A 25,520-nucleotide genomic window follows, 5' to 3' on the forward strand; every position below is an offset into this window, starting at 1 on the left:
CAGAATTCCCCGATTTGGTCGTTTTCTGGAACGGATCGATGCATGCTGACTCTAATGTCCAAGGCCCGGCCCTTTCGGGAACGGGCGGGTGACCACTTGCGGCGGACTCTCTTCCAGACCTTTCCTGATTGATTCTGGCGTGACGGACATCTCGACATTGATATCGATCCGCCGCGTCTTGAGCCAACGCGCGTCGCGGCGTCGGCGCGCTTCGGCTGCCGCGACAAGCATTTCTTCATACCGGGTGACCGGCATCTCGGACGACGCGGGCCTCCGTCCCGCTGCGCTCGTCGGCGAATCTCCCAAGGCAGGGATCTCAGCGTCCCTCTTGATCGTTACCGGCGCGGTCTGCCGGCCATCTGGAATCGAAGGCGACGGGTCAGCCGATCCGGAGGAGCCGGTAACATATGCGCGCGCGCCGCCGGACCGAGCCTCGCGCTCCCAGACCGATTGCATGCGCGGTTCATTACTCCATGCTTGGACAAGTCGCTTAATATCGGCAGGCGCGTGCTCCGGCGCCGACCACTTACCGTCGACATTGTGGATGCTTCCCGGAGCTGTTTTGGAAAACTCCGCAATCTGCGAAATCTCGGCGTGCTGCCGCTGCAGAATTTCCTGAACATCGCGCTCGAGTTCCGCCGGCAGGATTGCGGAGGGTGCAAGTCCATGACGGCCAAGCGTTGATGGACGCCACACCGGCTTTCCGTCCTTGATCGCAATGTAGCGCCGCTTAATGCGGAGCTCCTCCACGAAATCAATCCAAGCACGCTGGTGCTGCGCCTGTTGGGCCTCCGCCGCCGCTGCTGCTGCAATATCTGCAGCAGTTCGGCGATCATTGCGATGGCGCTCGGAGAGAGCAGCGCGGCGCGCATGCTCGTCCATAGCCTGCACACGCGCGGCCTCAGCGCCATCGAGCCGCGATATATCCAACTCAAGTCCGAGCCTGCCCGTCAGGTATGGCGCCACTTTCGCCCCGAGCAAAACCGAGCGACCCGCTTCATTGACGGCAGCGGCGGCGGCAGTGGCAGTGGCAGTGGCAGTGGCAGTGGCCAGCCGATTCTGATCCAGCCGCTGGCGTATAGCCCCAAGCTGGGTCACCGCCTGATCAATGCCTGTGCGGCGCGCTTCCAATAATATCCGTTGCGCCATCATCCGTCGGACGGTGGCCGCGATGCTCTGCACGTCGGCGCTGCGGTTCATTGGCACGTTATGAGCGGCCCGTGCCTCGATCACCGTTCGGACACTGGCAGCGCCCGACGCAATGTCGCGGACGATTGCGACGTCCGGTAAGGGGCGGCGACGCGAGGAAATAGCGACCGCGCGAATACGTCTTGTGAATTCGGCGAGCGTATCGCGCTGCGCGGCAAGATTGCGCCGTCTCGCCGCGATCTCGACGCTACTCGCCAGCAGCGCGGTTTCACGCTCGGCTAGGACAAGTTTTTTGGCGGTGCTGTCGGTCGCGACACTCAATTCATTGAGCGTCACGATGTGGGCGTTGTTTTCGATCACCGCGACTGTTTCGCCGCGGTCAAATGCCGCCATGCGTTGCGGCCCCACCCGCTCCTGGCGCTGGGCATTCAAACCGCGCGCCTGATAGCTAAGATGCGTGAAGCGTGTTGCTAGGCCCGCGTGGCGACAGGCTTGATTCATATGCGCCGCGCAGAGTGCGCGCAGCCGGAACAGGCCCGCCTTGTCGGTGAGACCGTTGACCTTCTCCTCCGCGAGGTCCCACTGATAGGATGCGGTGCGTTCGCAGGGCCGGGTCGAAAACACGATATGGGCGTGAACATTGCGCTGATCGCTCAATTCGTCCGGCACATGGAGAGCGGCAGCATAGGGCAAACCGAGCCGACCAAAAGTCCGTTCGCAGAACTCGTATACGAACGAACGGCGCTGCCCGGCACTCAGTTCATGCGGCAAGTTCAGCACCACGCGATACTGGACTTTGGCGTTGGCCCGATAGCCTTCCTCGACGGCCTCCAGCATGCGCCAGGCCGCTTCGATTTCTTCGACGCTCTCGCCCATGTTGCTGATCGGATGGGCCAGCTGAACATCGCCCTCTTCGAGCGACCCATCGCGAAAAATATACTCAATGTGGGCTGCGGCAAGGCCGGAACGCCAACCCTTCGAGTTGAAGCCCTTGTAGGTGACGTTCATATAAAGCGCGACACGGCCGCGAGCATCGATCAGCGGGGTCTGATATCGACGTAGCGGGCGAGCAGCGGAAGGCGCCATTTTCGATCTGCTGATTTTACGGTCGGATGCCGATCTGAATGGCGGGCTTTGCATCTTTACCCGAAACGTGCGCCCCCATCCCGGTGCAATGCTTTCGGCAAGCTCGCGCTGCAACGCTCGGTCGGCGATGGCGTAAGCTTTTTCGGCCCCGGCCTCGCGCCTGCGGCGCATCGTTGCAACGCGGTTGATCGCGCCTGCGATCGTGCGGTCCGCTGCCTGCAATCGGCGCGCGGTGCGGTTTGGCGCCATGAGAATTGCGAAGGCCCGCGCATCGGCCTGCGCCATTACGCCATCTTCGCCGATCAACTGCATGCTTTGCGCCATTTTACTCGCTTGAAAGAGGGGGGTGGGACGAAAGCCATGGGCCTGTTGACCCCGGTCAACGTTTCTTTCGCACTCCCACCCCCCTCTTCCCTTCCTGCCTATCAGTTTGGGATTTTGCTTCGGATTCAAGCTTACAACTTCGCTCACGCTCAAATGCGGAGGGTCACCGATCTGCTACTTGCCTCGCGAAGTGACCCTCCGCTCGGTACGCGCGCCGCTGCACTAATTGGACTGCCCCACTGAAGGAGGCAGACAATGTTCGACAAAGACGAAGTGAGCCGGCGCCGCAAACTCGCGGACGCCAAAGCCAGGGAAGCGAAACTCCGCGAGGAACTCGCGGCCATTCAAAAAGCCAAGCGTTCCGCCCGAAGCGGCATTGACCAAATAACCCGCCACGAAAACTGGCACGCCAGAACCCTCGCCGCGGCTGATCGTCGCGCTGGTTATACAGGCGAGATGGCGTCAGCCCGCCTTTATCTCCGCAGTCTGCCGGTGGACAGATACACCGCGGTACTCGCGCAATATGCCGTGGGGTCAAGCGACGCCGACAATCTCTCGGTCGAGGTCGCCGCGGTTCGCGCGAACTTCGATCAATGGCACCGCAAAGGCGAAGCGATCATTCTTGATCGTGAACGCCGTGCCTATGCCGAAGAATGTGCACGATGGGCCGATCGTGAGGCGTCACAACCGACGCAAAGCTGGCGCGCCAAACCAATGACCCGCGGACAATATTTCCTGATTGCGCGCACTGCCGAATATCTGAATGTCGCGGAGCCAACCGGAAAGATTACACGCGGCGCAGCGCACGATTGGCTGAAGACGCACGATGCAAATCTTCGGCTTCGTCCGGGCGGGGTCGAAGGATCATGAGCGGTCAACGCAGTGTCAAGCTGACGCTCGGCTCGGACGAGCGCGTGTTTGGCTCTTATCGCGAACTTGAGGATTATGCGGCGCAGCTGACTGGCGAAATGCGAACGTGCGAGTCCCAGTTACAGCACGATCCACGCAACATAACTTTATGGCAGCAATTCGAAAAGACGGCGGAATATCTCGGCCTCGTCATCGAGGAAATGCACTTATGGATCGATGCCGACGATCACAGACTAACGGAAGATTTGGAAAAAATATCCCGATTGCTTGCCGACCTATAGGTGGAAATCCTAGAATAGGAGACTTTTGTCAAAGGAGTCTTTTAGGATGCCAATGTTATCGTCTATTGAGTGGGTAGCCCGCCACCGCCAAATTTACAAGACTATCTGTGCCGGTGAGTCCGTGAGCGAGCGACGCATAGTTGCCCTGCTTCGCGAGGGATGGGATTATTCTTCCGAAGTGGCCGGCGCATTCGACGAGTGGGGAATGTTTCGCGCCCCTCACCTCGGCATCCTCGCCGGACTGCCTCGCGAAGCGTATCCCGGATCGCCCCTGCTCCACCCGGACATGAGCATATCGGAAATCGAGTCCGGTCTTTATCGCCAATGCAGGATCATGCCGGACGAGCCTGAGGAGCGGTCAATTCCATCATCGGCTGACTATGCCATCGACGACGATCCTGATAATGAGCCTGACAGGGAATGGATCTTTGAGGTTCTCATCGGTCACACGCCGCGAGATCTGGCGAGGCTCCTCCACTTTTATAATGGCGAGCAGCCACTTGTCGGCAAACTTCTGCTCGCCAAGGATTTCCGCGCCGCCTTCGCATTAGCGCCAGAATTGCGCACCCGAGCAGGGTGGCCCGACGAAGTCACCCGCTTCTGGCGGAAGCGCGACATGCGTCGTGTTCTGGCGCCAGCCAACGCACTCTCGGCTCATGCCGAACTCGCCCGACTGTCGATGAACGACAGAGCGATGTGTGCGATGTCCTATCGCGACGACGGCACTTTTATGACCATGCATCAGGGCATCGACAGCATCACGGTTGGACCAAATTCGGAGGCCTTCACGGCAAACGATGTTCAGACTGACCGATTGCTCGAAATGATGCCTCTACAGACAACGGTCCTACTTCCGCCGACTCGCGTCTTCGCAGAGCGAGATTCCCTCATGGGCGGGGCCTGGTCGCTCGCCGCGGCGTCGCACCTGCCTCAAATCCTCCTCGAATGTGGAAATGAGCTGCCAGATATATTTCGGGGGACGAGTAAATTCGAGACCCGACTGACACAAGATAATCTGCGAGCCCATCCAGCGGCATGGATCGAGAAGCATGGTAGCGAGGCGGCATGGGCCCAAAAACGACCTGCCGTGACGCTCTGGTCGCTCGACCGGCAACAAAATGTGGCCGTCAATCTCATCGAAATAAGCCGCTTCTGCGAAGCTGCGTCGCTTCCGCTCTCCGGCGCACGAAATACGTCCTTTAGCTACAGAACTTCGAAAAAGGATCTCGCAAACCTTATTAGAGCTTTGGCCCTGATGTGGCTGGTTGACGCCAAACCTGCAGCAGCGGTCCCAATCACCGAGGAACTTCTGACGGGGCTTAAGGATCGAAATGGCCTCAAGACGGTCTTCGACGACGACATGTTGGACGATATTTGGAGGCGCAAGGACTTCGGGCGGCGCGCTTGCAAAACTGGACAGGAAAAGGCCGACAAGCGCCGAAGCCCCGGACAGCGCGGGTTCTCGGCCCAAGGGCATCCGCATCTATGGTATAGGGACGATGGTGATGACGTCGGTCAGTATCGGAAACTTCAGCTGCAGGCGGTTGCCGAGAATCTGGGGCTCCAAAGCGGGCGCAGGGCATTTCCTCTCGGTTCCCCGGCTAGTGTAATCGGGCGTAGCCCATGGGAGCCCCATTTATCCGGGCGCCCAAATTTCAGCACAGGTCCTCGGCGACAAGGATGCTCCATGACGCTGGATATTGAGGCAGCCTATTGCGGTCGCGACCACGCCATGATGGTCACGGCGCACGCTACCGATCCGATGCATGAGTTTCTGACACGACCTTTGGCGTTCATCGATCATGCGGCACGTCGCTGACTGCTGCATGATGTCGCACAGGTCGTTGTCCGCGCTGATGAATGAGCCCAATGATCGCTCGCGCCGCGGTAATTTTAAAAAACGGCGCTGAACACTCCGCTTGCCCGCGATCAAGAAAGGCCTCGCTTTTGAGCGAGGCCTTTCTGTTCTTTTGGTATGGCTACGCAAAAGAAGCTTGACCAGCCGGGAGGTCGCGGGCCGGTCATGCATTGATACGCATTTGGTTTTGGAAGTCAATACAGCTGATTTCGACCGCGTCGAACCTACGCCAACCGATCGAAGATGAATTCAGCGGTTAAGCCATAAAGTCAATTTGATTATCAGCGACTTGGTCGCTAACACCCGTTCGCTTGCGGCTTTATTTCCTCGGAAAACGAAATAGGTGAAAAATTGGTTTTAATCGATTGCACACCGCTTAACTGATTTGCAACCGCAGACCAAAATCCTGCTTCAACATATTCTCTAAGTTTCAGGCACTCGATCATCCGCACGGTGATCATCTTGACAGCGTCGTCGCCGTAGCGTCTTTCCGCCGCAAGCGCCTGTTCCCCAACATCCTCCAGATTCGGCTCCATCGTGCTCACTCCGATGTGTCACCCGCAGTTCGCGTCTCATACTGCAAAATAGTAAACTTTCGTAGTCTTTTTGCGATCTGTAGGAGGGGCGAAGCTAAAAATGAGAGGGCGACCGCACTAGCCTAGTGGTTACGCTTGCAACGTAGCTCAGCACTTTAAGAGAGTGGTCATGGTCTTATTTTCCATGGCGGTTACGGCAAATCGTTCGCGAAACAGCTTGCCTGATCATCACTCTAATTCGATTTTTCGGCTGCACCCGTTGCACATTGCGTCTCACCGAAACCGAACATGAATTTCAATCCCGATGCTGACGTTCGCTGATGATGACGTAGGTGACACACAGCGATCACATCACCGCTTGCGCACCTGACGCCAGTGACCCTCCGCTTACGCGATTCCTAGCCGGGCCAAAAACTGGGGATGCAGACAAAGCCATCCCGAGCGCGTCCCAGAACGCGACAGCACATCAAGACGAACGACGCGGTCCTTCCTCTTGTCAGTTACCACTTCGATGATTCATGGTCGTCGATTCCGGCCGAGGCCGAACTCATTGATCGATGGTTCGGCATCGCGATCGCAGAGCTGTTTGGAGTAAGCCCGCATGAGTAAAGATCATCAGGGAAAGCGGGTGGCTATCTATGCCCGTGTTTCCACGCGCAAGCAGGCGGACAATGAGCTGTCGATCACAGATCAGATCGATTGGGCCGAACGCTGGATCGCCGAACATGGTGCCTGCAAAGCCGCAACCTTCATCGACGCGGGCGCAAGCGCCACCAAGGATGGGCGAACCGAGTTTCAGGCGATGATAGCCCTCGCCATGGGCGACGACAGACCCGTCGATATCATCCTCGTTCATTCCTTATCGCGGCTATTCCGTAACGCGCTTCACTTCATGCAATACAAAGAGAAGCTTCGGCGACACAAAGTGCGGATCATTTCCATCACCCAGGCCTTCGGCGATGATCCCGCTGCGGATTTGTCCGTCGGCATGCTCGCGCTGTTCGATGAATATCATAGCGCAGAAAACTCTAAGCACGTGAAGCGCACGATGCTGGCTAATGCTGTGAATGGCTTTTGGAACGGTCAGACACCGCCAATCGGCTACAAAACTGTCGCTGTCCCTCAAGCCAAGGGCAAAGACCGTAGAAGGCTCGTGATTGATCCCGAGACCCAGCATATCCCTCCCCTTGTCTTCGTGACTTACGTGCAGGGATACAGGGGCCGACCAATTGGCATCACCAAGCTAGCCCAGCTCTTGAACGAAAGAGGTGAGCGTCTTCGGGGCAAGCCGTTTAACGTGTCCAACGTCCACGCCATTCTGTCCAACACCGCTTACATCGGCGTCGCATTCTATAATCAGCGCGACTCCCGCACGGGCGAAGCGCGTCCTGAGGACGAATGGGTGCCGATCCCGGTTCCTGCGCTGATCAGCGAAGAGCTGTTCTATGCCGCCAAGGCGCAGATGACTGCGCGCGATCCAAAGATGGGAGTTGCTGCGGTCAAGACCAACGGCAACCTTCTGACAGGCTCCGTCATCTGCGGGTGCGGGGGCGACGGCTGCGGGGGCGGCATGACGACGTCAACTGGCAAGAGTGGCCGATACCGCTACTATGCCTGCCATAAGCGCGCCGCGAGCGGCGCAACGGAATGTGCCGGTCGGCGCATTCGAATGGATACGCTCGACGGTCTGGTCGTGGACGCTGTTGCTGAACATGTTCTCGGCCCCGACCGGCTCAAAGCGCTGTTATCCGCTTGGATCGATCGCAGCGAAGAAATTCAGGTCGGTCGCCGCGAAGGTCTGAAGCAGCTTCGTGCTCGCTTGACATTGCTAGACGGCGAAAGCGCCAACGTGATCAAGCTGGTTCGCTCCGGCCTTTACGCCCCCGACGATCCGCAAATCGCCGCCGAAATTGCCAACATAGCGGCGCAGAAGCGGGCGATCACCGTCGACATCAAAACCTTGGAACGGCAAATTGATGATGGTGAGCGTCGCATCACCCCCGAGATCGTGGAGAAATTCGGTTCCTTGATGCGGAATAAGCTGCGCGGCCAGGCCTCAGCAGCGCGAAGGGATTATATCCGTCTGCTCGTTGATCGCGTCGAAGTCGGACATAGGGAAATCCGTATCTCCGGATCAAAAGCCGCTCTGTCGCGAGCTGCAATCGGCACTCCGCCGCACTTGGTGCCCAAAGCTGAACGGAAATGGTGCACCCGACTGGATTCGAACCAGTGGCCCCCAGATTAGGAATCTGATGCTCTATCCTGCTGAGCTACGGGTGCGCCGCGGTTCGTGTAGCGGCGGGCGACGCACAGCGTCAATCGGCTCGATCAATTTACGGACCGGCACGTCGGCGCGCGGCACGCACGGTCGCGCGCGCTCGGTTCTCGCGCTGCGCCAGCTCTTCGTATCGGCAAAGCGGAACGGGCTCGGGCACTGCGGGCTTCGGCGCCGGGGGTTCGTCCCGGCGGTCAGTTGATCGCATCGGGGGGCGCGATCGGCACCAGCAGCGGCATCGCCGCGATCCCGTCGTCGCGCAATCCCTGCGCTTCTTCGGGCGATGCCTGCCCATGGATCAGATCCTCGGCGACGCGGCCTTCGTGCATCGCCCTCGCGGCATCGGCAAAATCGCGGCCGACCCAGCGCGACCGCGGCAACATTTCGGCCTGTTTTGCCGCAATCTCGGCGATCACCTTGCGAACCAGTTCGGGCGACGCCTCGCTGGCGGAGGGCGCCGCCGCCGGCGGGGTGGGAACGGCGGAGAGCTGGTTCGACTTGGCACCCACGCGCGGCGCCACCACCGCTTTGCGAACCTCGTCGTCGCCGCATACCGGGCAGGCGATCAGCCCGCGCCCCTGCTGTTCCGCAAAGCTGTCGCTGCTTGCAAACCAGGCTTCGAACCGGTGGCCGCCGGCGGCGCAGCAAAGGTCGAAGACGATCAATTCAGCTGATTCCGAGCAGAGGATCGAGCCCGCCGCGCGCGTCGAGCGCCGCCATGTCGTCGCTGCCGCCGATATGTTTGTCGTCGATGAAAATCTGCGGAACGGTTCGCGAACCGCCGGCGCGTTCGACCATCGCGGCGAACCCGGCGCGGTCCATCGTCACGTCGATCTCGCGATATTCGACCCCCTTGCGGTCGAGCAGCGCCTTCGCGCGCGTGCAATATGGGCAAAGGAATTTGGTAAAAACTTCAATCTTGGCCATCTGGCTATCCTGTCATCGCTTGATCTCTCATATCGGAATCCAACGTCGCAAAGTCAAATATGTTGCCCGTCATCAGCGCGTCGGGAACGACCCGCGCCCAGGTCAGGGCCGAGACTCGCGCCGCGCCGCTGCGCCGCAAAACCCGCGCCGCCGCGCGCAAGGTCGCGCCGCTGGCATGGACATCGTCGATCAGCACGACATGTCTTCCTGCCGCACGCAATTTCGCGTCAGGCGCGAGCGCGAACGCCCCGGCCACAACGCGCTCGCGTTCCTTGCGGCCCTTCCCGCGCAGCGGCACCGTCGCGCGCGTGCGCAGGAGCAAATGATGGTCACGCGGCGTGTCCGCGATCCGCGCCAATTCATCGGCCATCAAGGCGGCCTGATTGAACCCGCGCGACCAGAGCCGCCAGCGATGGAGCGGGATCGGCACCAGCAGCATCTCCGCATCGTCGGCCAACGCCGCGAGGTGCCGGGCCATCAGCTGCGCCATCAACCGGGCGTGTCCGGTCCGCCGGCCGTATTTGAGCCGCAGCGCAACCGTCCGCGCAACCGCGCCATAGGCGACCGCCGCCGGGGCGCCCTCGAACGGCGGCGGGCTGGCAAGACATGCGCCGCACGCCATCGGGGCGCCGGGTAGCGCCGTGGGCAGCGGGATCGAGCAATGGGTGCAGGCGGGTCCGCCCATGAAATCGAGCGACGACCAGCACGCCAGGCAAAATTGCCGGTCCTCGCCGACGATCAGGCCGCAACCCGGACAGCGCGGCGGCAAGGCATAGTCGACGATCGCGCGCAACGCGCCGCGCGCACCATGAAGCAGCGGCCCCGCGGCCGCGGCGTTTTCTTCGGCTTCCCCCGTTGCCATCGCCATCACCCGCTTGTGAAGCATCGCCGGGGACGGCACAAGCGGCGCATGTCGCAGCCTCCCCGCCCGCTTTTTTCTTCCGCACGCCATCGCGCCCAGCGCGACCGTATGGCGCGCTTGTCCCCGTCGGCGAACTTCCTTGCGCCGATCGTCGCCGAAACCCTGCTCGACCGCCTGACGATGGTGACGCGCGAATTTCCCCGCACCCTGTTGATCGGAGCGCATGACGCGGCGCTCGCCGACCATCTGCGCGGCACCGGCACCACCTTGACGATGATCGAGGCGGGTCCGCGCCTTGCCGCAACCCAGGGCGCGATGGCGGTCGAGGCCGACGCCCTCGACCTGCCCTTCGCCAGCTTCGACCTGATCGTCTGGCCCGGCGGACTCGACGGCATCAACGACGTGCCGGGCGCGCTCGTGCGCCTCCGCGCATTGCTGGCACCCGACGGGTTGCTCCTCGGGACGTTCGTCGGGGACGGAAGCCTTTCGAAACTGCGCCGCGCGGTCATGTCCGACGGGGTGCGGCCGGTCGCCCGCCTGCATCCCCAAATCGACCTTGCGGCGATGGGCAATCTGCTCCAGCGCGTCGGCTTTGCGCTGCCCGTCGTCGATGTCGAGGCGTTGACGGTGCGATATGGCGACTGGTTCGCGCTGGTCCGCGACCTCCGCGCGACGGGGCTATCGAGCCGGCTCGATCCCGCGCCCCCGCCGCTGACCCGCGAAGAAGTCGCGCGCATCGCGGTCGCCTTCGGCGCGCAGGCCGATCCCGACGGGCGCACCGCCGAGATCTTTCGCCTCGTGCATTTCAGCGGCTGGGCGCCGCATCCCGACCAGCCGCAACCGGCTCGCCGCGGCAGCGGGTCGGCATCGCTCGCCGATGCATTAAAGCCGAAGAGCTAGACCAGCGCCTCGAGGAGGCCAATCAGCGGCTTGTCGGCGGGCGGCATGGCAAGCCCGTGCAGTTCCACCGGGCGCACCCAGCGCAGCGCGCTTGCATGTTGTGCGACTGGGGTTCCACGCCATTTGCGGCAAACATAGAGCAGCAGCAGCAGGTGCCGGTCGCCGAGCATGTCGCTCGCGAAGCAGGCGGGCGCAAGGCAGGCCTGGTCGACGTCGATCGCCAGTTCCTCGGCCAGTTCGCGGATCAGCGCCGCTTCGGGCGTCTCGTCCGCCTCGACCTTGCCGCCCGGAAACTCCCACAGCCCCGCCATCGACAGGCCCGCGGGACGCTGTTGCACAAGTAATCGTCCATCGCGGTCGACGAGCGCGGCGGCGACGACGACAAGGCTATTTTTTGGCGGTTTTCCGGGGCTGGACACGGACAAATTGTTAACCTTCCTATGCGAATATGGGAACCCTCGGGAACTATAAATTCAGTCAGGGGTGGAACAATGCGCAACATTTACAGGCTGATGCGGTCGACCAGGGCCGCCACAGCCGTCGAATATGGGCTGATACTGGCCCTCGTCTTTCTGGCGGCTGTGACCGCTGTCGGCAATGTGGCGAGTTCGACCGGCGGCATGTGGAACGATGTTTCGGACGCGGCCCAGAAGAATATGTAGCGCGGCGGCGAGCGTCCCTTTTTTGGACAATCGGCGCTTCGCGACATCCTCCGCACATTAAGATTTTCAAAACCTATTCGCCCTAGAACCGCAGATGTTGACCCAGACCAGACCGTCAACAGGGTAAGTGAAATCAGGAGACCAGTCATGAAGTTCATCAAGAAATTCGCTCGCGACACCAAGGCCGCGACCGCCATCGAATACGGCCTGATCGCCGCTCTCATCGCCGTCGCCGGCATCACCGCGATGGGCGCCGTTGGCGACAGCGTCGAAAACACCTTCAACAAGGTCGATAGCGGCCTGAAGAAGACCTAAGCTTCTGACGTTCGGCCCGCTTCGCCGGGCCAACCGAAAAGAAAGGGCGGTGGCTTTGCCATCGCCCTTTTTTTGTCCGCGCGCCTATCGGCTGGCGTAAACGACGATCTTGACCCGTTGCCCCGGGGTCAGCCGGGTCGACGCGGTCATCCGGTTGAGGACCTGGAAGCGTTCGGCCTGATAATCGCTGTACGCCATGCGGCGTGCAAGGCTTGCCACCGTGTCGCCGCGACCCACCGTTACCACGTCGATCCGCCGCGGCTTGATCGCCGCCGCTTCGGCGGTGCTCAGGCGCCGGACGCTGCCGAACATCGAATTGAACGCGCCGCCGCCGCCCGCCTTGGTCAGCGTGACGAAATGAAAGGCGCTGCTGCGCGAAAATTCATAGGCAAAGACCGTCACATCGACCTGCCCCGACTGGCTGTTCACGCGCGCGGTCGAATAGGAGGCGGGAATGCCGTTCACCGTCGTCCGCTGGATTGCGCCGGGACTGATCGCGGTGTTGCCCGCAACCGCCTTGAACGCGGCGGCGATATAGGCGTTCATGTCGCCGCTATAGGCGCCGGTCGTGAATTGCGCCTGCCCGCCATTGCCGCTGATCGACACGGCGGTGGAGCCATTCTGCATGCCATATCCGCTCGGCACGGTGAAACGCAGCCGAAGGTCGGGGTGAAGAAAGTCGCGTCCCTCGACGACGCCCTGCGCCGGATCGTCGCCATAAAGCACGCCATCGACCGACGCGAAAAAGGCATCGGCATTGCGGTTGCCGCCGCTGCCGCCGACGCGGCGCGCCAGCGTCTGCGCGTTGCGCACGCGCGACGCGGGATCGGGGTGAGTACTCGCCCATTCGGGCAGCGAGCGCGCATCGCCGCCCGCCAGTCGCGCATCGAGGCTGGTCTGCGCGGCAAGGCTGGCGAGCATCGTCGACAGTGCGAGCGGATCATAACCCGCGCTACGCAAATATTGGACGCCGAGCTGGTCGGCCTGCAATTCCTGGCTGCGCGAAAAGCCCAGCGTCGCCAGTTGTGCGACCTTCATGGAATTATTCTGGAGCAGCCCGCCAAGCCCGCCGAGGAGCCCGCCATTGTCGCCGATCGCGCCGCCGAGCACCGCGCCCAGCACGCCGAGGATGGTGTGGCGCGTTGCCGCCGACTGGCGCTTCTTGCTGTGCTGCGCCGCGACATGGCCGACTTCGTGGCCGAGCACCCCTGCCAGTTCGGCCTCGTCGTTCATCAATGCCATCAGCTGGCGCGTGACATAGACATAGCCGCCGGGGATCGCGAAGGCGTTGTTCACCGGCGAATTGAGCAAGGTCACCGTGAAATCGCTCGGGCTGCGCGAAAGACCGGACTGCACCGCGATATTCTGTCCGATGCGGTTCACATAGGAGGCCTGCGGACCGCTATAGGCACCGCCGAACTCCTCAAGCAGCTGCGGATGCGCCTCGTCGCCCTGCTTGCGTTCGGCGGCCGAGATATTCGTCTGCGTCTTGATCGCCTTCAGCTGCGCATCGGCCGCGCCGGTGATCGCGACACCCCCCATCGCCAGCGCCGCCGCCAGCGTCTTTCCGGTCGTCCAGCTCATCGAAATGCCTCCCACTCGATCGTTCGCGCGGGACTATTCCCCTTGCGCGACAAGACAAGCCGCCGATGGACCGCAGCCTGCCGATTCCGCAAAAATAACGCCATGACCCGTGATCGGGTTCCGCCGGAACGCGGCTAAGCGCGCCCCATCGCAAGGAATTTTTCCTCACGTGCGGCGAGCAACGTGTCGCGCGGCAGGCCCGACAGCGCGCCCAGTTCCTGTTCGATCGCATCGCCGAGCGCGGCGATGGCGACGTCGGGCGCACGGTGGGCGCCGCCGACGGGTTCGGGAACGATACGGTCGATGACCTTCAGCCCCAGCAGGTCCTGCGCCGACATCTTCATCGCCGCGGCGGCGTCGGCCGCCTTGTCCGACGTGCGCCACAGGATCGACGCGCAACCTTCAGGCGAAATCACCGAATAGACGGCATGTTCGAACATCAACACACGGTTTGCGGCGGCAAGCGCGATCGCTCCGCCCGATCCGCCCTCGCCGACAACTGCGGCAACCATCGGCACGCCGAGCGCGAGGCATTGTTCGGTCGAGCGGGCGATCGCTTCGGCCTGCCCGCGCTCTTCGGCCTGGATGCCCGGAAAGGCGCCCGACGTGTCGACCAGCGTGACGACCGGCAGGCCGAAGCGGTCGGCGAGCTGCATCAGGCGGATCGCCTTGCGATAGCCCTCGGGCTTCGCCATCCCGAAATTATGCTTCATCCGCGACGGGATATCGTCGCCCTTTTCATGGCCGATCACCATGACGCGGCGGCCGCGAAAACGTGCGAGCCCGCCCAAAATCGCCTGGTCGTCCGCGAAATTGCGGTCGCCTGCGAGCGGCATCCAGTCATCGAACAGGCCCGCGACATAGTGTTTGAAATGCGGGCGATCGGGGTGCCGCGCGACCTGCGTCTTTTGCCAAGGCGTCAGTTTGGAATAGATTTCGCGCAACAATTTCGAGGACTTGTCCTCCAATCGTGCGATGTCGTTGTCGATATTGAGCGTGGGGTCGTCCCCCATCTCGCGCAGTTCGGCAATCTGGCGATCGAGCGCCGCGACCTGTTTTTCGAAGTCCAGAAAGGCTGTCATGCGAAGTCGCTAGGACGAAGGCGGCTTGAGGTCAACGCCATCGAACCGCGCGAGCGGATGACGCCGGTTGACCAGCTCGACGAGCCGGCGGCTATCGACATGCGTGTAGATTTCGGTGGTCGCGATATCGGCATGGCCGAGCATCAGTTGCAGCGCGCGCAGGTCAGCCCCGCCCTCGAGCAGATGCGTGGCAAAGGCGTGGCGCAGGACGTGCGGGCTGATCGTGGCCGGGTCGATGCCCGCGCGCGCCGCGAGGTCGCGTAGCATCTGGAACAGCCGCACGCGCGAGATATGCGCCTTGCCCGACGGGAACAGCCAGGGCGAACCGTCGGCCAGCAGCGGCAGCCAGCGGTCGAACGCCGCCCGCGCGCGATCGGACAGGGGCACCAGCCGCTCCTTGTCGCCCTTGCCGCGGACGATCAGATATTCGCGTTCGCCCGCCACCGCGCGGCGCGGCAGCGCAACGAGTTCGCTCGCGCGCAGGCCCGATCCGTATAGCAGCTCGAGCAGCAACAGCATCCGGACCGCGTTCGCCGGCGGCACGTCGCCCGCCGCCTCCGCGCCCGCCTGTTCGAACAGCCGCTCGACATCGGCGTGTGTCAGAATGCGCGGCAGCGGGCGCCGCGTTGCCGGGCGCGCGATATCTAGCGCAGGATTGTCCGCCCGCTCCCCCTCGTCGAGCAAGAAAGCGAAAAACTGGCGCAGCGCGGACAATTTGCGCGCCGCGCTGCTCGCCGCCAGCGACTGGTAATCGGCCATCAGCTTGCGAAGATCGGCGGCGCTCGCGTCGGCCAGCGAGCCCCGGACCCATTCGTCCGCCTGGTCGAGATCGCGGCGATAGGCCGCCAGCGTATTGCGCGAGGCACCGCGCTCGGCCGCCATCATCTCCAGAAAGCGGCCGATCAACGCGCCGTCAGACACGCACCAGCGCTTCGGCGGCAATCATCCGCGCTTCGGCGGGCAACCCGACTTCGCGCAGCGCCCGGACGATATGATAGAGGTGATAGGGTGGCACTTTGGACCATTCGCCCTGCATCCCCGCCGCCGCGAGCAGCGCGACCATCCCTGGCTCGCGCCGCTCTGCCGCGGCCATGATCGCCCGCGTCCAGCGCGTCTGCTTGCCAAGGTCGAGGTCGAGATCGCTCGCCGCCGATGCCGCCGCACCCGCGTCGATCCGCCCGAGACCGGCGAGGCCCGCAAGCAGGAATTTCGACCGCAGCATGTCGGCGCTGTCGTCGTCGCCCGCGAATTGCCCGACCGCGCCCGCGCTCATGCCATTCAGCGGTCGCGGCGAACCGACGGCAAGGACGCCCCATGCTCGGCTGCCGACCGAAACCGTCGGCACCCATGCGATCGCATTCGCGTCGTAACCGCCGGCGAGCATCGACCCGAGCAGTTGCCAGGGATCGCCGCCAACGTCGGTTCCGGGGGGCAAGGCCGCCGCGGCGCGAGCCGTCGCGACCATCGCGGCATAGCGCTGCGTCGGGGTCGATCCGGCGCTCCACAGGCCTTCCATCGCGGCGTAGCGATCGACGCCGTTGGCAAGGTTGAACGAACCGCGAAGCGCGTCGGTCTGGCTGGCAAGCGCCTCGGCCGGCTCTTCTTCGCTCGCGGCCGCGCTCAGCAGCGACACATAGGCCTCGCTCGACAGAACGCCGCGCGCCGCCGCCTCGGGCGCCGCCGCAACACGGTTCGCCATGTCGGTCATCGGCGCCAGCACCGTCCAGCCCTTCATATAATAGGGCGCCGCAGTACGCAGCGCCTCGGGGACCGGGATCGCCGTCGCGGTCGCCATGCCGAAGCGCCAGCTGGTCAGCCGGTCGATATTGTCCCACTCGATCGTGGTCGAGCGGCGCCCGCCACCCGTTGCGCCGAGCACGCGCTCGGCAAGCAGGATGTCGAAATTGGAAATCTTGCCGCTCGACCGCACGCGGCCGATCGCCCAGCCCGCGGGTCCCGCCTCGCCCGACAGCCCGGAACAGATGGCGGCCGACAGTCGCCACGCCTGTTCGTCGCCATGCGCAAGGCCCGCCGGGACATAGGGGCACATGCCCGCGGGATCGGCATTGGCCAGATAGGTTTGCTGGACGGCCGCGATCAGGCGCGGGCTCGCGCGGTCGTAATCGACCGACTGGACGATCCGGCGCGCCGTGATCGATTCACCCATCCGCAGCAGCAGCGACGCACGTTCGGCGGCTAGGTCGGCGCCGTTGATCGTATCCGGCGTGTCGATCGCCGACGCAAGCGCCCGGCGGAGGAGGATCTGCGCCCAGCGCGAGGCCAGCTGGCCGTTGGTGCGGCGCATGATCGCCGCGGCATATTGGCCGCGCACGCCAAAGGCGTCGGGCGCCAGCCCGCCCGTTTCGGGGGTCAACGGCCCGATACGGGTCAGCAGGCGGCGCGCGCCGGGCGGCAGGTCATATTTGAGCCCGCCCGATTCGACCGCCTCGCCGTCCTCCGCATCCTCGGCGTCCGCGCCCTCTTCGGCGGCGCCGCTGGCCGTCGTACCGCTCAGCGTCGGGGCGACGGGCGGCGGCGTCGCGCCACTTTTCGGCGCCGGACCCGGCGCCGGCGTCGCGGTCGGCGCGGGGGTCGGGCGCGGGGCGGGCGTGTCGGCGGGATTGCCGAAGCCTTCGGGCAACAACGATTCCTGGGCAAGCGCGGGGAGGACCAGCGCCGCGGCCATCGCCGTAGCCGAGAGGCCCAGCACCAGCGATAATGTCGTCTTCTTCATCGCGCGTCTCGTGTGGATGGCAGGCTTTCGGCAATCTTGTCGGTCACATCCACCTCAATCATTCGCGGCTCGATCGGCCGGCCCAGGAACAGCAGGAACAGGAACAATATCGCCAGCACCAAAATCAGCACGACCAGTCGTGCGATCCACCGCCCCTTTCCCGATCTGCCCTTGGCGCGCAATATCCAATGCCTGTCGTTCGTCTCATGGCGCAGGTGCAGCAAAACCATTGTCCCGCGCGCGCCGGTCGGTATAGCCGCGCGCACCATGTCGCGAAACCCGAAAAGCCCGGCAACTGCCATTCCCGCGTCGATCCGCGACCGGTCGGTCGTACTCGTCGGGCTGATGGGATCGGGAAAATCGACGATCGGCCGCCGCCTTGCGCAACGGCTCGGCATGCGCTTCGCCGACGCGGACGACGAAATCGAGCGCGCCGCCGACATGACCATTTCCGATATATTCGCGCGTTTCGGCGAGGCGCACTTCCGCGACGGCGAACGCCGCGTGATCGCGCGGCTGCTCGCCGGCAAGCCGATGGTCCTCGCCACCGGCGGCGGCGCCTTCATCAACGACGAGACGCGCAAGCTGATCCTCGCGGACAGTCTTTGCATCTGGCTCGACGCCGACATCCCGACGCTCGTCGAGCGCGTCGGCCGCCGCAGCCATCGCCCGCTCCTCAAGAATCGCGACCCCGGCGAGGTGCTTCGCGAGCTGGCGGCGGTCCGCAACCCCATCTATGCCGAGGCGCACCTGCGTGTCAGTTCGGCAAGCACGCCGCACGACCATACCGTGCGCGCGATCATGGAAGCCTTGTCGAAATGGGAGGATCCGCAATGGAAAAGCTGACCGTAGAGCTCGGCAGCCGCAGCTATCCCATCCTGATCGGCGACGGGCTGCTCGAAGAGATCGGCCGCCATGTCGCGCCGCTTCTCAAACGTCCGCGCACGATGATCGTGACCGACTCCCATGTTGCCGACCATTATTTGCGGCGCGTCGGAACCGCGCTCGGCAACGAAGGCATTTCCTTTTCCTCCTTCGTACTCGAACCCGGCGAAAGCACGAAAAGCTGGGCCGGTCTCGCCCGGCTCACCGAATGGCTGATCGGCGAAGGTGTCGAACGCAGCGATCATGTCATCGCGCTCGGCGGCGGCGTCATCGGCGACCTCGTCGGCTTCGCCTGCTCGATCGTCAAACGCGGCTGCCATTTCATCCAAGTGCCGACAACGTTGCTCGCCCAGGTCGACAGCAGCGTCGGCGGCAAGACCGCGATCAACGTGCCCGCGGGCAAGAATCTGATCGGCGCCTTTCACCAGCCCGCGCTCGTCGTCATCGATCCGGCGACGCTCGAAACCCTGCCCCGCCGCGAACTCGGCGCGGGCTATGCCGAAGTGGTAAAATATGGCCTGATCGACGATGCGGACTTTTTTGCCTGGTGCGAGGCCAATGGCGCGGCCTTGCTCGCGGGCGACAGCGCGGCTCGTCGCAAGGCAATTGCCCATAGCGTTGCCGCAAAGGCGCGCATCGTCGCCGCCGACGAACGCGAGACGCAGGATATCCGCGCGCTGCTCAATCTCGGCCACAGCTTCGGCCACGCGCTTGAGGCCGAAACCGGCTATTCGGACCGCCTGCTCCACGGCGAGGCGGTCGCGGCGGGCATGGTACTCGCGCATCGTTTCTCCGCGGCGAACGGGATCTGCCCGGCCGGGGACGCCGAACGCGTCCGCGCGCACCTCGCCAGCGTCGACCTGCCGCACAGCCTCGCCAGCGCGGGCGTCAACAGCGATGGGAAGGCGCTTGCCGCGCATATGGCGCACGACAAGAAGGTGCGCGGCGGGAAGCTGCCGCTGATCCTGACCCGCGGCATCGGGCAGAGCTTTGTGACCGAGGATTATGGCCTGGACGCGGTCGCGGCGTTTCTGGATGGCTGAAGCGTCAGGCCTGCCTCAGCTTCCGCTTTCCAGTCCCATCGTCTCATTCTCTTCGCGCGCGGCTTTCGCTGCCAGACGCTTGCGCCGGTATTTCTCGAGTATGCTGTCGGCCTCGCGACCGCCGCCCGGTTTGAATCGATGGTCCATTCCCGCCGAAAGGTCGCCCTCATCGAGCTGCGCCCGCAGCCGCGTTTCGTCGAGATGGCGCAGCGTCGCCTCGACGTCGTCCATCTCCGCCGGATCGACATCGAGATGGCGGAGCGCCGTCAGGCCCAGCGCGACCGAACTTTCGAACACCTCACGAATGACGCCATCGACACCCGATCCGTCGACCGCGAGCATCTGACGGCGATCAAACACCCGCATCAATATCTTCGCATTGGGAAATGCCTCGACGATGGGCTTCAGCACGGCCGCATCGACCGATGCATCGTCGATGCAAAAGATGATCAGTCGCGCCTCCTCCGCGCCCGCCCGGCGGAGCAGGTCGACGCGCAACCCGTCGCCGAAATAGACCTTGGTATCGAAACGGCTCGACAGCTCGATCTGGCTCGGCTTCTTGTCGATCAGCGTTACCGAACAGGCGACGCCGTGCAGCATCTGCGATACGATCTGCCCGAAACGGCCATAGCCGACGACGATCGCCGACCCGCGCGGCGCGCCTTCGGGGTCGTCGAGATCGGGTTCGTCCGACCCGGGGGCAAATTCCAAATTGCGCGCAAACAGCATCAGAAACGGCGTCGTGACCATCGACAGCGTCACCACCGCGCTGAACAGGCTTGCCGCCTCGGGCTCGATCAGCAGCGCGTCGGCGGCTTGCGCAAAGAGCAGGAAGCCGAATTCACCGCCCTGGCTCAGAAGCAAACCGAGACCCAGCGCAGCCTGCCAGCTCTTGCCGAACGCCTTGACGATCAGCGTCAGCACGACGACCTTCACCGCGACCAGTCCCAGCGCAAGCGCGACGACCAGCAAGGGGCGTTCCATCACCGCGCCGACGTCGAGCACCATACCGACGGCGAGGAAGAAAAGGCCGAGCAGGATGAGGCGGAACGGTTCGACGTCCGATTCGATTTCGTGGCGATAGGGCGAATCGGCCAGCATCACGCCCGCGATGAACGCCCCGAGCGCGGTCGACAGGTGCAGGCTGTGCATCAGCGCTGCGCTGGCGAGGATGGTCAGCAGCCCGACGACGACGAACAATTCGCGTTCGCCATAGCGGCCCACGATGCGCAGCAGCGGATTGACGACGAAGCGGCCGGCAAGGACGAGCACGATGATCGCCCAGACCGTGAAAAATGCCATCTGCCATCCGGGGGGCGCCGAAGGGTTGGCGGGCGCGCGCGACAGGACCGCGACGATCGTAATCATCGGCACGATCGCCAGATCCTGGAACAGCAGGATCGAAAAGGCCTTTTCGCCAAAGGGCGAATTGATCCGGCCCGAACTTTTGAGGCCGGGCAGCACCTGTGCGGTCGACGATAGCGCAAGCGGCAGGCCCAGCGCGAGGGAAGCTGCGGGGCTGAATCCGAGCGTCAGGTGGATCAGCGCGGTCAAGATCAGCCCCGTGATGACGACCTGCGCCAGACCGAGCCCGAAGATCGCGCGGCGCATGTCCCACAGGCGGCGCGGCGACAGCTCGAGCCCGACGAGGAATAGTAGGAAGGCGATGCCCAGTTCGGCAAAGGCCAGCTTCGATTCGCCGCCGCCGACCAGCCCGAAACCGTGCGGCCCGACGAGCGCCCCGGCGATCAGATAACCGAGCACGGCGCCAAGGCCGAGCCGGCGGAATATCAGTACGAACAGCGTCGCGACGCCCAGCAGGATCGCGCCTTCGACAAGCGCGGTGTCGGTCGCGGTTTCAGCGACCTTCTCGGCCGCTTCGGATGCCGCCGCGGTGAAGATCGGCAAATTCATGCTACCGCTTCCCGCGCTTCAAGCGCCGCGATCGCGGCATCGAAGGGCAGCAGGATCGCGCCATGGCGCGCAGGATAATCGCGCGCTGCGGCGAGCAGGTCGAACCCCGGCCAAAGCGGGACGTCGCCCGTACCGCCGAACCAGGCCGCGATCGCAGCGCGCGCGGCGCGGATGTCGGCAAGGCTGCGCCCGGGCGCGTGGCGGGCGAGCAAGGTCGCGGCCGCCTGGCCCAGCGCGCACGCTTCGACATGCATTCCGACGCCGGTCACGCGGCCCGCATCGTCGGCATCGATATCGACGATGATCCGGCTTCCGCACAGCGGCGCGCGCGCGGTCGCATGGTGTCGCGCCTCGGGATTGGGGAGATGGTCGGACGTTGCGACCGCCAGCGACAATATATCGCGGCTATACAGCGGCGCGCTCATGATTCCGGCGCGTCGGACGCGTCCGGCGTGTCGCCCTCCGCATCGGCTTCGCGCGCTTCGGCCCGGCGTTCGGCAATCACCTTGCTCAGCGCGCCGCTCGTCGCAGCGAGCGCGGGATAGGTCCGGCTATCCGTCACCCAGGCGGGGCGCTGCGCGTTACCGTAACCGATATCGTACAGCAGGGTCACGACCATGAAGCCGATGGTGGCGATGAGCAGTCCTTTCAGCGCGCCGAACCCGGCGCCGAGACCGCGATCGAATCCGCCGACCAGCGAGGCACGGCTGCGTTGCCCCATCGCCCGCGACCCCCATTTGGCGAAGGCGAAGACCCCGCCGAACAGGATCACGAACGCCAGCATCGCCGCACCGCCGCCCGGCCCCATCCAGCCGCCCAGCAGGTCGGTCGCGAGCGGGTGGAAAAAGCGCACCGCGGCGATCGCGAGAACCCAGGCGAGAAGGCTCGTCACCTCCTGCACCAGCCCTCGCGTGAAGCCAAGCACCGCGCTGCCGCCGACGAGCGTCAGCACGATGATATCCAGAGCCGTCAGACTTCCCATGGGGCGAGCGCTAGTCGCGCCCGAGCATCAGGTCAACGAGTTCGCCGAGGCGCGCGAAACCCGTAACCGAAATTCCGCCGACGCCCTTCATCCCCGTGGGGCCCCAGCCGCGCGAGAAACCGAGCTTCGCGGCTTCGCGCAGACGGAGGGCGTCGTGCGAAACCTGCCGCACCTCACCCGACAGCGACAGTTCGCCGAAAACGATCGCATCGGCAGGCACCGGCCGCTCGCTGAAAGCCGAGATCAGCGCCGCGGCCACCGCAAGATCGGCGGCGGGATCGGTCAGGCGATAGCCGCCCGCGATGTTAAGATAGACTTCGGCGGCGCCCATATGTAGCCCGCAGCGCGCCTCGAGGACCGCAAGCACCATCGCGAGCCGCCCGCTGTCCCAGCCGACGACGGCGCGCCGCGGAGTTGCCCCGCTCGCCAGCCGCACGGTCAGCGCCTGCACCTCGACCAGCACCGGCCTCGTGCCCTCCAACGCCGGGAACACCACCGATCCCGGCACGTCGCGGCTGCGATCGGTCAGGAACAGGCTCGACGGGTTGGCGACCTCGCCCAGCCCCTCCTCGCCCATTGCGAACACGCCGATCTCGTCGGTGCCGCCAAAGCGATTCTTCACAGCGCGCAGGATGCGATATTGGTGGCTGCGCTCGCCCTCGAACGCCAGCACGGTATCGACCATATGCTCGAGCACGCGCGGGCCCGCGATCGTCCCGTCCTTGGTGACGTGGCCGACGAGCACGATCGCCGCGCCGCCGTCCTTGGCATAGCGGATCAATTCCTGCGCGCTGGCGCGGACCTGGCTCACCGTGCCGGGCGCGCTGTCGATCAGGTCGCTGTGCATCGTCTGGATCGAATCGATCACAACGAAATCGGCGTCGCGACTGTCGAGCGTCGCCAATATATCGCGCACCGACGTCGCGCTCGCGAGCGCGACCGGCGCATTACCGAGCCCCAGCCGCTGCGCGCGCAGGCGTACCTGCGCCGCCGCTTCCTCGCCGCTGATATAGACGACCGACTTGCCCGCTTTCGCGAGCCGCCCAGCGGCTTGTAATAACAGGGTCGACTTGCCGATCCCCGGATCGCCGCCGATCAGCGTCGCCGATCCCGCGACGAAGCCGCCGCCGAGCGCGCGGTCGAATTCGGCGATCCCGCACAGCATCCGCTCGGGCATCTTGCTGTCGGCGTCGAGCGTTTCGAGCGCGAGCGTGCGCCCACCCTTGCTGAGGTCGTGCTTTGCCGAAAAGGCGGTCTCGCTCGCCTCCTCGACCAAGGTATTCCACTCGTTGCAGTCGGCGCACTGGCCCTGCCAGCGGTACGAGACCGACCCGCAATTCTGGCAGACATATTGACGTTTCGCTTTGGCCATGATGCCCCGCTTAATGGGAACAAAGAAGGAACTCCAGCGCTTTCCTCATTCGTCTTGCCGGACGTGATCCGGCATCCGTAACCGCCCGGCCGTTATGGACCCCGGATCAAGTCGAACGCACCACGTGTCTCGTTCGAGGGTGACGAAAGAGGGGGTGAGAATGGTTCAGTTTTCCTCATCGTTGTTCTAGGGCGATGGCCAACCCGAATCACCTTCCCGCAGGAAAGCCCCGAGCCATGAAATTCTTCGCCGACACCGCCGAAATCGCCGACATCCAGGAACTCGCCGCGACCGGCCTGCTCGACGGCGTCACCACCAACCCGTCGCTGATCGCCAAGTCGGGCCGCGACTTCAAAGAAGTGACCAAGGAAATCTGCGCAATCGTCGATGGCCCCGTCTCGGCAGAGGTCGTCGCGCTCGACCATGAAACGATGATGAAGGAGGCCGAAATCCTCCGCAAGATCGCCGACAATGTCTGCATCAAGGTGCCGCTGACGATCGACGGGCTCAAGACCTGCAAGGCGCTGACCGGCGACGGTACGATGGTCAATGTCACCCTCTGCTTCTCGGCGGCGCAAGCGCTGCTTGCCGCCAAGGCCGGCGCGACCTTCGTCTCGCCCTTTGTGGGTCGCCACGACGACAATGGTTTCGACGGCATGCAACTGATCGCCGATATCCGGCTGATCTACGATAACTATGCCTATGAAACCGAAATCCTGGTCGCAAGCGTGCGCCACGGCATCCACGTGCTCGAAGCCGCCAAGATCGGCGCCGACGTGATGACCGCGCCGCCGTCGGTCATCAAGGGGCTGTTCAAGCATATCCTGACCGAAAAGGGCATCGAAGGCTTCCTCGCCGATTGGGCGAAGACCGGCCAGTCAATCTGACGAAAATCCTCCCTGTCGCGCAGCGATGGGGAGGTGGCAGCAGCGCAGCCGCCGACGGAGGGGCCATGACGCGACGTCGCCGCCCCTCCGCCATCCTTCGGATGGTCCCCCTCCCCATGGCTTCGCCACAGGGTGGATTACAGTTGACGTAAACGTCAACTGACCGCGATACTCGCCCGAAAGGGAGAGATTCGCGATGACCGACACCACCATCCTCACGACACGCCAAGGCCACATCCTGATCGTCACGATCAACCGGCCCGAGGCGCGCAATGCGGTCAACGCCGCGGTCCATGTCGGCATCGGCGGCGCGTTGGATGAGGCCGAAAACGACCCCGAAATCCGCGCCGTCGTTATCACCGGCGCGGGCGACAAGAGCTTTTGCGCGGGCGCCGACCTCGTCGCGCTGTCGCGCGGCGAAAGCCTCTATCCCGACGATCCGGCGCAACAGGCGTGGGGGTTTGCGGGCATGGTGTCGCACCCGATCTCGAAGCCGATCATCGCCGCGGTGAATGGATTCGCGTTCGGCGGCGGGTGCGAGATCGCGCTGATGAGCGACATCATCGTCGCCGCCGATCACGCGCAATTCGGCCTGCCCGAGGTCAAGGTCGGGCTGTTCGCCGCGGCGGGCGGCGCCTTCCGCCTCGCGCAGCAGCTGCCGCGCAAACTGGCGATGGAATATATGCTGACCGGCGATCCGATCCCCGCCGCGCGCGCCGCCGAATTCGGCCTGGTCAACCACGTCGTGCCGCTCGCCGACCTGATGCCTACCGCGCTCGCGCTCGCCGAGAAGATCGCGGGAAATGCGCCGCTGTCGGTACAGGCGTCGAAGCGCGTCGCGCTGGGCATCCAGGACGGCCGCATAGCCGCGGACGCCGCTTATTGGGAGCATAACACTCTCGAACGCAGCGCGTTGATGCGCAGCGAGGACGCACGCGAAGGCCCGCGCGCCTTTGCCGAGAAGCGCAAGCCCGAGTGGAAGGCGCGCTAGA

The 25,520-nt window shown here is 64.0% G+C and carries 26 protein-coding genes and 1 tRNA gene; 11 read left to right on the plus strand and 16 right to left on the minus strand.

Annotated elements, in window-relative coordinates; translation table 11 throughout:
- Positions 1–51 precede the first annotated feature (51 nt).
- Positions 52–2,547: a MobA/MobL family protein gene (locus tag ATE71_RS14715; protein ID WP_160328045.1), complete on the minus strand. Its 2,496-nt coding sequence runs from the start codon at positions 2,545–2,547 to the stop codon at positions 52–54.
- 267 nt (positions 2,548–2,814) lie between these two features.
- Here ATE71_RS14715 and ATE71_RS14720 point away from each other — a divergent pair, with 267 nt between their 5' ends.
- The 3 genes from ATE71_RS14720 (at position 2,815) to ATE71_RS14730 (ending at position 5,529) form a co-directional block, all read left to right on the plus strand.
- The gene (locus ATE71_RS14720) at positions 2,815–3,429 is read left to right on the plus strand and encodes a hypothetical protein (protein ID WP_082665224.1); all 615 of its coding nucleotides are present in this window, start codon (positions 2,815–2,817) and stop codon (positions 3,427–3,429) included.
- Positions 3,426–3,710: a hypothetical protein gene (locus ATE71_RS14725; RefSeq protein ID WP_058804129.1), complete on the plus strand. Its 285-nt coding sequence runs from the start codon at positions 3,426–3,428 to the stop codon at positions 3,708–3,710. The genes ATE71_RS14720 and ATE71_RS14725 overlap by 4 nt, the downstream gene beginning before the upstream one ends.
- Positions 3,711–3,831: 121 nt before the next feature.
- Positions 3,832–5,529: a hypothetical protein gene (locus ATE71_RS14730; protein WP_160328046.1), complete on the plus strand. Its 1,698-nt coding sequence runs from the start codon at positions 3,832–3,834 to the stop codon at positions 5,527–5,529.
- Between the two features lie 335 nt (positions 5,530–5,864).
- On the opposite strand, the gene ATE71_RS14735 is transcribed toward ATE71_RS14730, so the two are convergent.
- Positions 5,865–6,104, minus strand: a complete 240-nt coding sequence (locus tag ATE71_RS14735) for a hypothetical protein (RefSeq protein ID WP_058804131.1) — start codon at positions 6,102–6,104, stop codon at positions 5,865–5,867.
- A gap of 601 nt (positions 6,105–6,705) precedes the next feature.
- Here ATE71_RS14735 and ATE71_RS23175 point away from each other — a divergent pair.
- Positions 6,706–8,349, plus strand: a complete 1,644-nt coding sequence (locus ATE71_RS23175; protein WP_414892972.1) for a recombinase family protein — start codon at positions 6,706–6,708, stop codon at positions 8,347–8,349.
- Here the strand turns inward: ATE71_RS23175 and ATE71_RS14740 are convergent.
- The 4 genes from ATE71_RS14740 to ATE71_RS14755 form a co-directional block, all read right to left on the minus strand.
- A tRNA-Arg gene (locus ATE71_RS14740) sits at positions 8,308–8,384 on the minus strand. The two genes, ATE71_RS23175 and ATE71_RS14740, sit on opposite strands and share 42 nt — an antisense overlap.
- Before the next feature lie 189 nt (positions 8,385–8,573).
- A complete protein-coding gene (locus ATE71_RS14745) occupies positions 8,574–9,044 on the minus strand; it encodes a DUF1178 family protein (protein WP_058804132.1) in 471 nt (156 codons plus the stop codon).
- Position 9,045: 1 nt separating this feature from the next.
- A complete protein-coding gene (grxC, locus tag ATE71_RS14750) occupies positions 9,046–9,306 on the minus strand; it encodes a glutaredoxin 3 (protein WP_058804133.1) in 261 nt (86 codons plus the stop codon).
- Positions 9,307–9,310: 4 nt separating this feature from the next.
- The gene (locus ATE71_RS14755) at positions 9,311–10,174 is read right to left on the minus strand and encodes a double zinc ribbon domain-containing protein (RefSeq protein ID WP_414892953.1); all 864 of its coding nucleotides are present in this window, start codon (positions 10,172–10,174) and stop codon (positions 9,311–9,313) included.
- Positions 10,175–10,276: 102 nt separating this feature from the next.
- On the opposite strand from ATE71_RS14755, the gene ATE71_RS14760 reads away from it, so the two are divergent.
- Positions 10,277–11,068, plus strand: a complete 792-nt coding sequence (locus ATE71_RS14760) for a class I SAM-dependent methyltransferase (protein WP_235588035.1) — start codon at positions 10,277–10,279, stop codon at positions 11,066–11,068.
- On the opposite strand, the gene ATE71_RS14765 is transcribed toward ATE71_RS14760, so the two are convergent.
- A complete protein-coding gene (locus ATE71_RS14765; RefSeq protein WP_058804134.1) occupies positions 11,065–11,493 on the minus strand; it encodes a (deoxy)nucleoside triphosphate pyrophosphohydrolase in 429 nt (142 codons plus the stop codon). The two genes, ATE71_RS14760 and ATE71_RS14765, sit on opposite strands and share 4 nt — an antisense overlap.
- 66 nt (positions 11,494–11,559) lie before the next feature.
- Here ATE71_RS14765 and ATE71_RS21790 point away from each other — a divergent pair, with 66 nt between their 5' ends.
- Together ATE71_RS21790 and ATE71_RS14770 are read left to right on the plus strand one after the other, a co-directional pair.
- The gene (locus ATE71_RS21790; RefSeq protein ID WP_082665225.1) at positions 11,560–11,730 is read left to right on the plus strand and encodes a Flp family type IVb pilin; all 171 of its coding nucleotides are present in this window, start codon (positions 11,560–11,562) and stop codon (positions 11,728–11,730) included.
- 147 nt (positions 11,731–11,877) lie between these two features.
- Complete coding sequence (locus tag ATE71_RS14770; RefSeq protein WP_058804135.1) at positions 11,878–12,045, plus strand: Flp family type IVb pilin; 168 nt, start codon at positions 11,878–11,880, stop codon at positions 12,043–12,045.
- A gap of 84 nt (positions 12,046–12,129) precedes the next feature.
- Here ATE71_RS14770 and ATE71_RS14775 read toward each other — a convergent pair whose 3' ends face one another.
- The 5 genes from ATE71_RS14775 to ATE71_RS14795 all read right to left on the minus strand — a co-directional run bounded on the left by ATE71_RS14775 (position 12,130) and on the right by ATE71_RS14795 (position 17,669).
- Positions 12,130–13,629 carry a M48 family metalloprotease gene (locus ATE71_RS14775; RefSeq protein WP_152998803.1) on the minus strand — a complete coding sequence of 500 codons (1,500 nt, stop codon included), beginning with the start codon at positions 13,627–13,629 and terminating at the stop codon, positions 12,130–12,132.
- A 134-nt stretch (positions 13,630–13,763) separates the two neighbouring features.
- Positions 13,764–14,711 carry an acetyl-CoA carboxylase carboxyltransferase subunit alpha gene (locus ATE71_RS14780; RefSeq protein WP_058804136.1) on the minus strand — a complete coding sequence of 316 codons (948 nt, stop codon included), beginning with the start codon at positions 14,709–14,711 and terminating at the stop codon, positions 13,764–13,766.
- Positions 14,712–14,720: 9 nt separating this feature from the next.
- Positions 14,721–15,632, minus strand: a complete 912-nt coding sequence (locus tag ATE71_RS14785) for a tyrosine recombinase (protein ID WP_058804184.1) — start codon at positions 15,630–15,632, stop codon at positions 14,721–14,723.
- Complete coding sequence (locus tag ATE71_RS14790) at positions 15,625–17,445, minus strand: hypothetical protein (protein WP_058804137.1); 1,821 nt, start codon at positions 17,443–17,445, stop codon at positions 15,625–15,627. The genes ATE71_RS14785 and ATE71_RS14790 overlap by 8 nt, the downstream gene beginning before the upstream one ends.
- The gene (locus ATE71_RS14795; RefSeq protein WP_152998804.1) at positions 17,442–17,669 is read right to left on the minus strand and encodes a hypothetical protein; all 228 of its coding nucleotides are present in this window, start codon (positions 17,667–17,669) and stop codon (positions 17,442–17,444) included. The genes ATE71_RS14790 and ATE71_RS14795 overlap by 4 nt, the downstream gene beginning before the upstream one ends.
- Positions 17,670–17,712: 43 nt before the next feature.
- Here ATE71_RS14795 and ATE71_RS14800 point away from each other — a divergent pair, with 43 nt between their 5' ends.
- Together ATE71_RS14800 and aroB are read left to right on the plus strand one after the other, a co-directional pair.
- Positions 17,713–18,291 carry a shikimate kinase gene (locus tag ATE71_RS14800; protein WP_058804139.1) on the plus strand — a complete coding sequence of 193 codons (579 nt, stop codon included), beginning with the start codon at positions 17,713–17,715 and terminating at the stop codon, positions 18,289–18,291.
- Positions 18,279–19,373, plus strand: a complete 1,095-nt coding sequence (gene aroB / locus ATE71_RS14805; protein ID WP_058804140.1) for a 3-dehydroquinate synthase — start codon at positions 18,279–18,281, stop codon at positions 19,371–19,373. The genes ATE71_RS14800 and aroB overlap by 13 nt, the downstream gene beginning before the upstream one ends.
- A 15-nt stretch (positions 19,374–19,388) precedes the next feature.
- On the opposite strand, the gene ATE71_RS14810 is transcribed toward aroB, so the two are convergent.
- The 4 genes from ATE71_RS14810 to radA are packed head-to-tail and all read right to left on the minus strand — an operon-like array spanning position 19,389 to position 23,641.
- Positions 19,389–21,287, minus strand: a complete 1,899-nt coding sequence (locus ATE71_RS14810; RefSeq protein ID WP_058804141.1) for a cation:proton antiporter — start codon at positions 21,285–21,287, stop codon at positions 19,389–19,391.
- Positions 21,284–21,712: an iron-sulfur cluster assembly scaffold protein gene (locus ATE71_RS14815; protein WP_058804142.1), complete on the minus strand. Its 429-nt coding sequence runs from the start codon at positions 21,710–21,712 to the stop codon at positions 21,284–21,286. Before ATE71_RS14815 ends, ATE71_RS14810 begins: the two co-directional genes overlap by 4 nt.
- Positions 21,709–22,269 (minus strand): CvpA family protein, encoded by a 561-nt coding sequence (locus tag ATE71_RS14820; protein WP_082665226.1) that lies wholly within the window; start codon positions 22,267–22,269, stop codon positions 21,709–21,711. Before ATE71_RS14820 ends, ATE71_RS14815 begins: the two co-directional genes overlap by 4 nt.
- 10 nt (positions 22,270–22,279) lie before the next feature.
- Entirely contained in the window at positions 22,280–23,641 is a 1,362-nt protein-coding gene (gene radA / locus ATE71_RS14825) for a DNA repair protein RadA (RefSeq protein WP_058804143.1), read from the minus strand.
- Positions 23,642–23,877: 236 nt separating this feature from the next.
- On the opposite strand from radA, the gene fsa reads away from it, so the two are divergent.
- Together fsa and ATE71_RS14835 are read left to right on the plus strand one after the other, a co-directional pair.
- The gene (fsa, locus tag ATE71_RS14830) at positions 23,878–24,528 is read left to right on the plus strand and encodes a fructose-6-phosphate aldolase (protein ID WP_058804144.1); all 651 of its coding nucleotides are present in this window, start codon (positions 23,878–23,880) and stop codon (positions 24,526–24,528) included.
- Between the two features lie 196 nt (positions 24,529–24,724).
- Entirely contained in the window at positions 24,725–25,519 is a 795-nt protein-coding gene (locus ATE71_RS14835; RefSeq protein WP_058804145.1) for a crotonase/enoyl-CoA hydratase family protein, read from the plus strand.
- Position 25,520: the final 1 nt, after the last annotated feature.

Origin of the sequence: Sphingopyxis sp. H115 (assembly GCF_001468465.1) — a bacterium.
Classification (GTDB): domain Bacteria; phylum Pseudomonadota; class Alphaproteobacteria; order Sphingomonadales; family Sphingomonadaceae; genus Sphingopyxis.

Coding starts and splice junctions, on each gene's coding strand:
- ATE71_RS14715 (WP_160328045.1), bottom strand. CDS start 2,547: ATGCAGTTGATCGGCGAAGATGGCGTAATGGCGCAGGCCGATGCGCGG.
- ATE71_RS14720 (WP_082665224.1), top strand. CDS start 2,815: ATGTTCGACAAAGACGAAGTGAGCCGGCGCCGCAAACTCGCGGACGCC.
- ATE71_RS14725 (WP_058804129.1), top strand. CDS start 3,426: ATGAGCGGTCAACGCAGTGTCAAGCTGACGCTCGGCTCGGACGAGCGC.
- ATE71_RS14735 (WP_058804131.1), bottom strand. CDS start 6,104: ATGGAGCCGAATCTGGAGGATGTTGGGGAACAGGCGCTTGCGGCGGAA.
- ATE71_RS23175 (WP_414892972.1), top strand. CDS start 6,706: ATGAGTAAAGATCATCAGGGAAAGCGGGTGGCTATCTATGCCCGTGTT.
- grxC (WP_058804133.1), bottom strand. CDS start 9,306: ATGGCCAAGATTGAAGTTTTTACCAAATTCCTTTGCCCATATTGCACG.
- ATE71_RS14755 (WP_414892953.1), bottom strand. CDS start 10,174: ATGGCGATGGCAACGGGGGAAGCCGAAGAAAACGCCGCGGCCGCGGGG.
- ATE71_RS14760 (WP_235588035.1), top strand. CDS start 10,277: ATGGCGCGCTTGTCCCCGTCGGCGAACTTCCTTGCGCCGATCGTCGCC.
- ATE71_RS21790 (WP_082665225.1), top strand. CDS start 11,560: ATGCGCAACATTTACAGGCTGATGCGGTCGACCAGGGCCGCCACAGCC.
- ATE71_RS14770 (WP_058804135.1), top strand. CDS start 11,878: ATGAAGTTCATCAAGAAATTCGCTCGCGACACCAAGGCCGCGACCGCC.
- ATE71_RS14775 (WP_152998803.1), bottom strand. CDS start 13,629: ATGAGCTGGACGACCGGAAAGACGCTGGCGGCGGCGCTGGCGATGGGG.
- ATE71_RS14780 (WP_058804136.1), bottom strand. CDS start 14,711: ATGACAGCCTTTCTGGACTTCGAAAAACAGGTCGCGGCGCTCGATCGC.
- ATE71_RS14790 (WP_058804137.1), bottom strand. CDS start 17,445: ATGAAGAAGACGACATTATCGCTGGTGCTGGGCCTCTCGGCTACGGCG.
- ATE71_RS14800 (WP_058804139.1), top strand. CDS start 17,713: ATGTCGCGAAACCCGAAAAGCCCGGCAACTGCCATTCCCGCGTCGATC.
- aroB (WP_058804140.1), top strand. CDS start 18,279: ATGGAAAAGCTGACCGTAGAGCTCGGCAGCCGCAGCTATCCCATCCTG.
- ATE71_RS14810 (WP_058804141.1), bottom strand. CDS start 21,287: ATGAATTTGCCGATCTTCACCGCGGCGGCATCCGAAGCGGCCGAGAAG.
- ATE71_RS14815 (WP_058804142.1), bottom strand. CDS start 21,712: ATGAGCGCGCCGCTGTATAGCCGCGATATATTGTCGCTGGCGGTCGCA.
- ATE71_RS14820 (WP_082665226.1), bottom strand. CDS start 22,269: ATGGGAAGTCTGACGGCTCTGGATATCATCGTGCTGACGCTCGTCGGC.
- radA (WP_058804143.1), bottom strand. CDS start 23,641: ATGGCCAAAGCGAAACGTCAATATGTCTGCCAGAATTGCGGGTCGGTC.
- fsa (WP_058804144.1), top strand. CDS start 23,878: ATGAAATTCTTCGCCGACACCGCCGAAATCGCCGACATCCAGGAACTC.
- ATE71_RS14835 (WP_058804145.1), top strand. CDS start 24,725: ATGACCGACACCACCATCCTCACGACACGCCAAGGCCACATCCTGATC.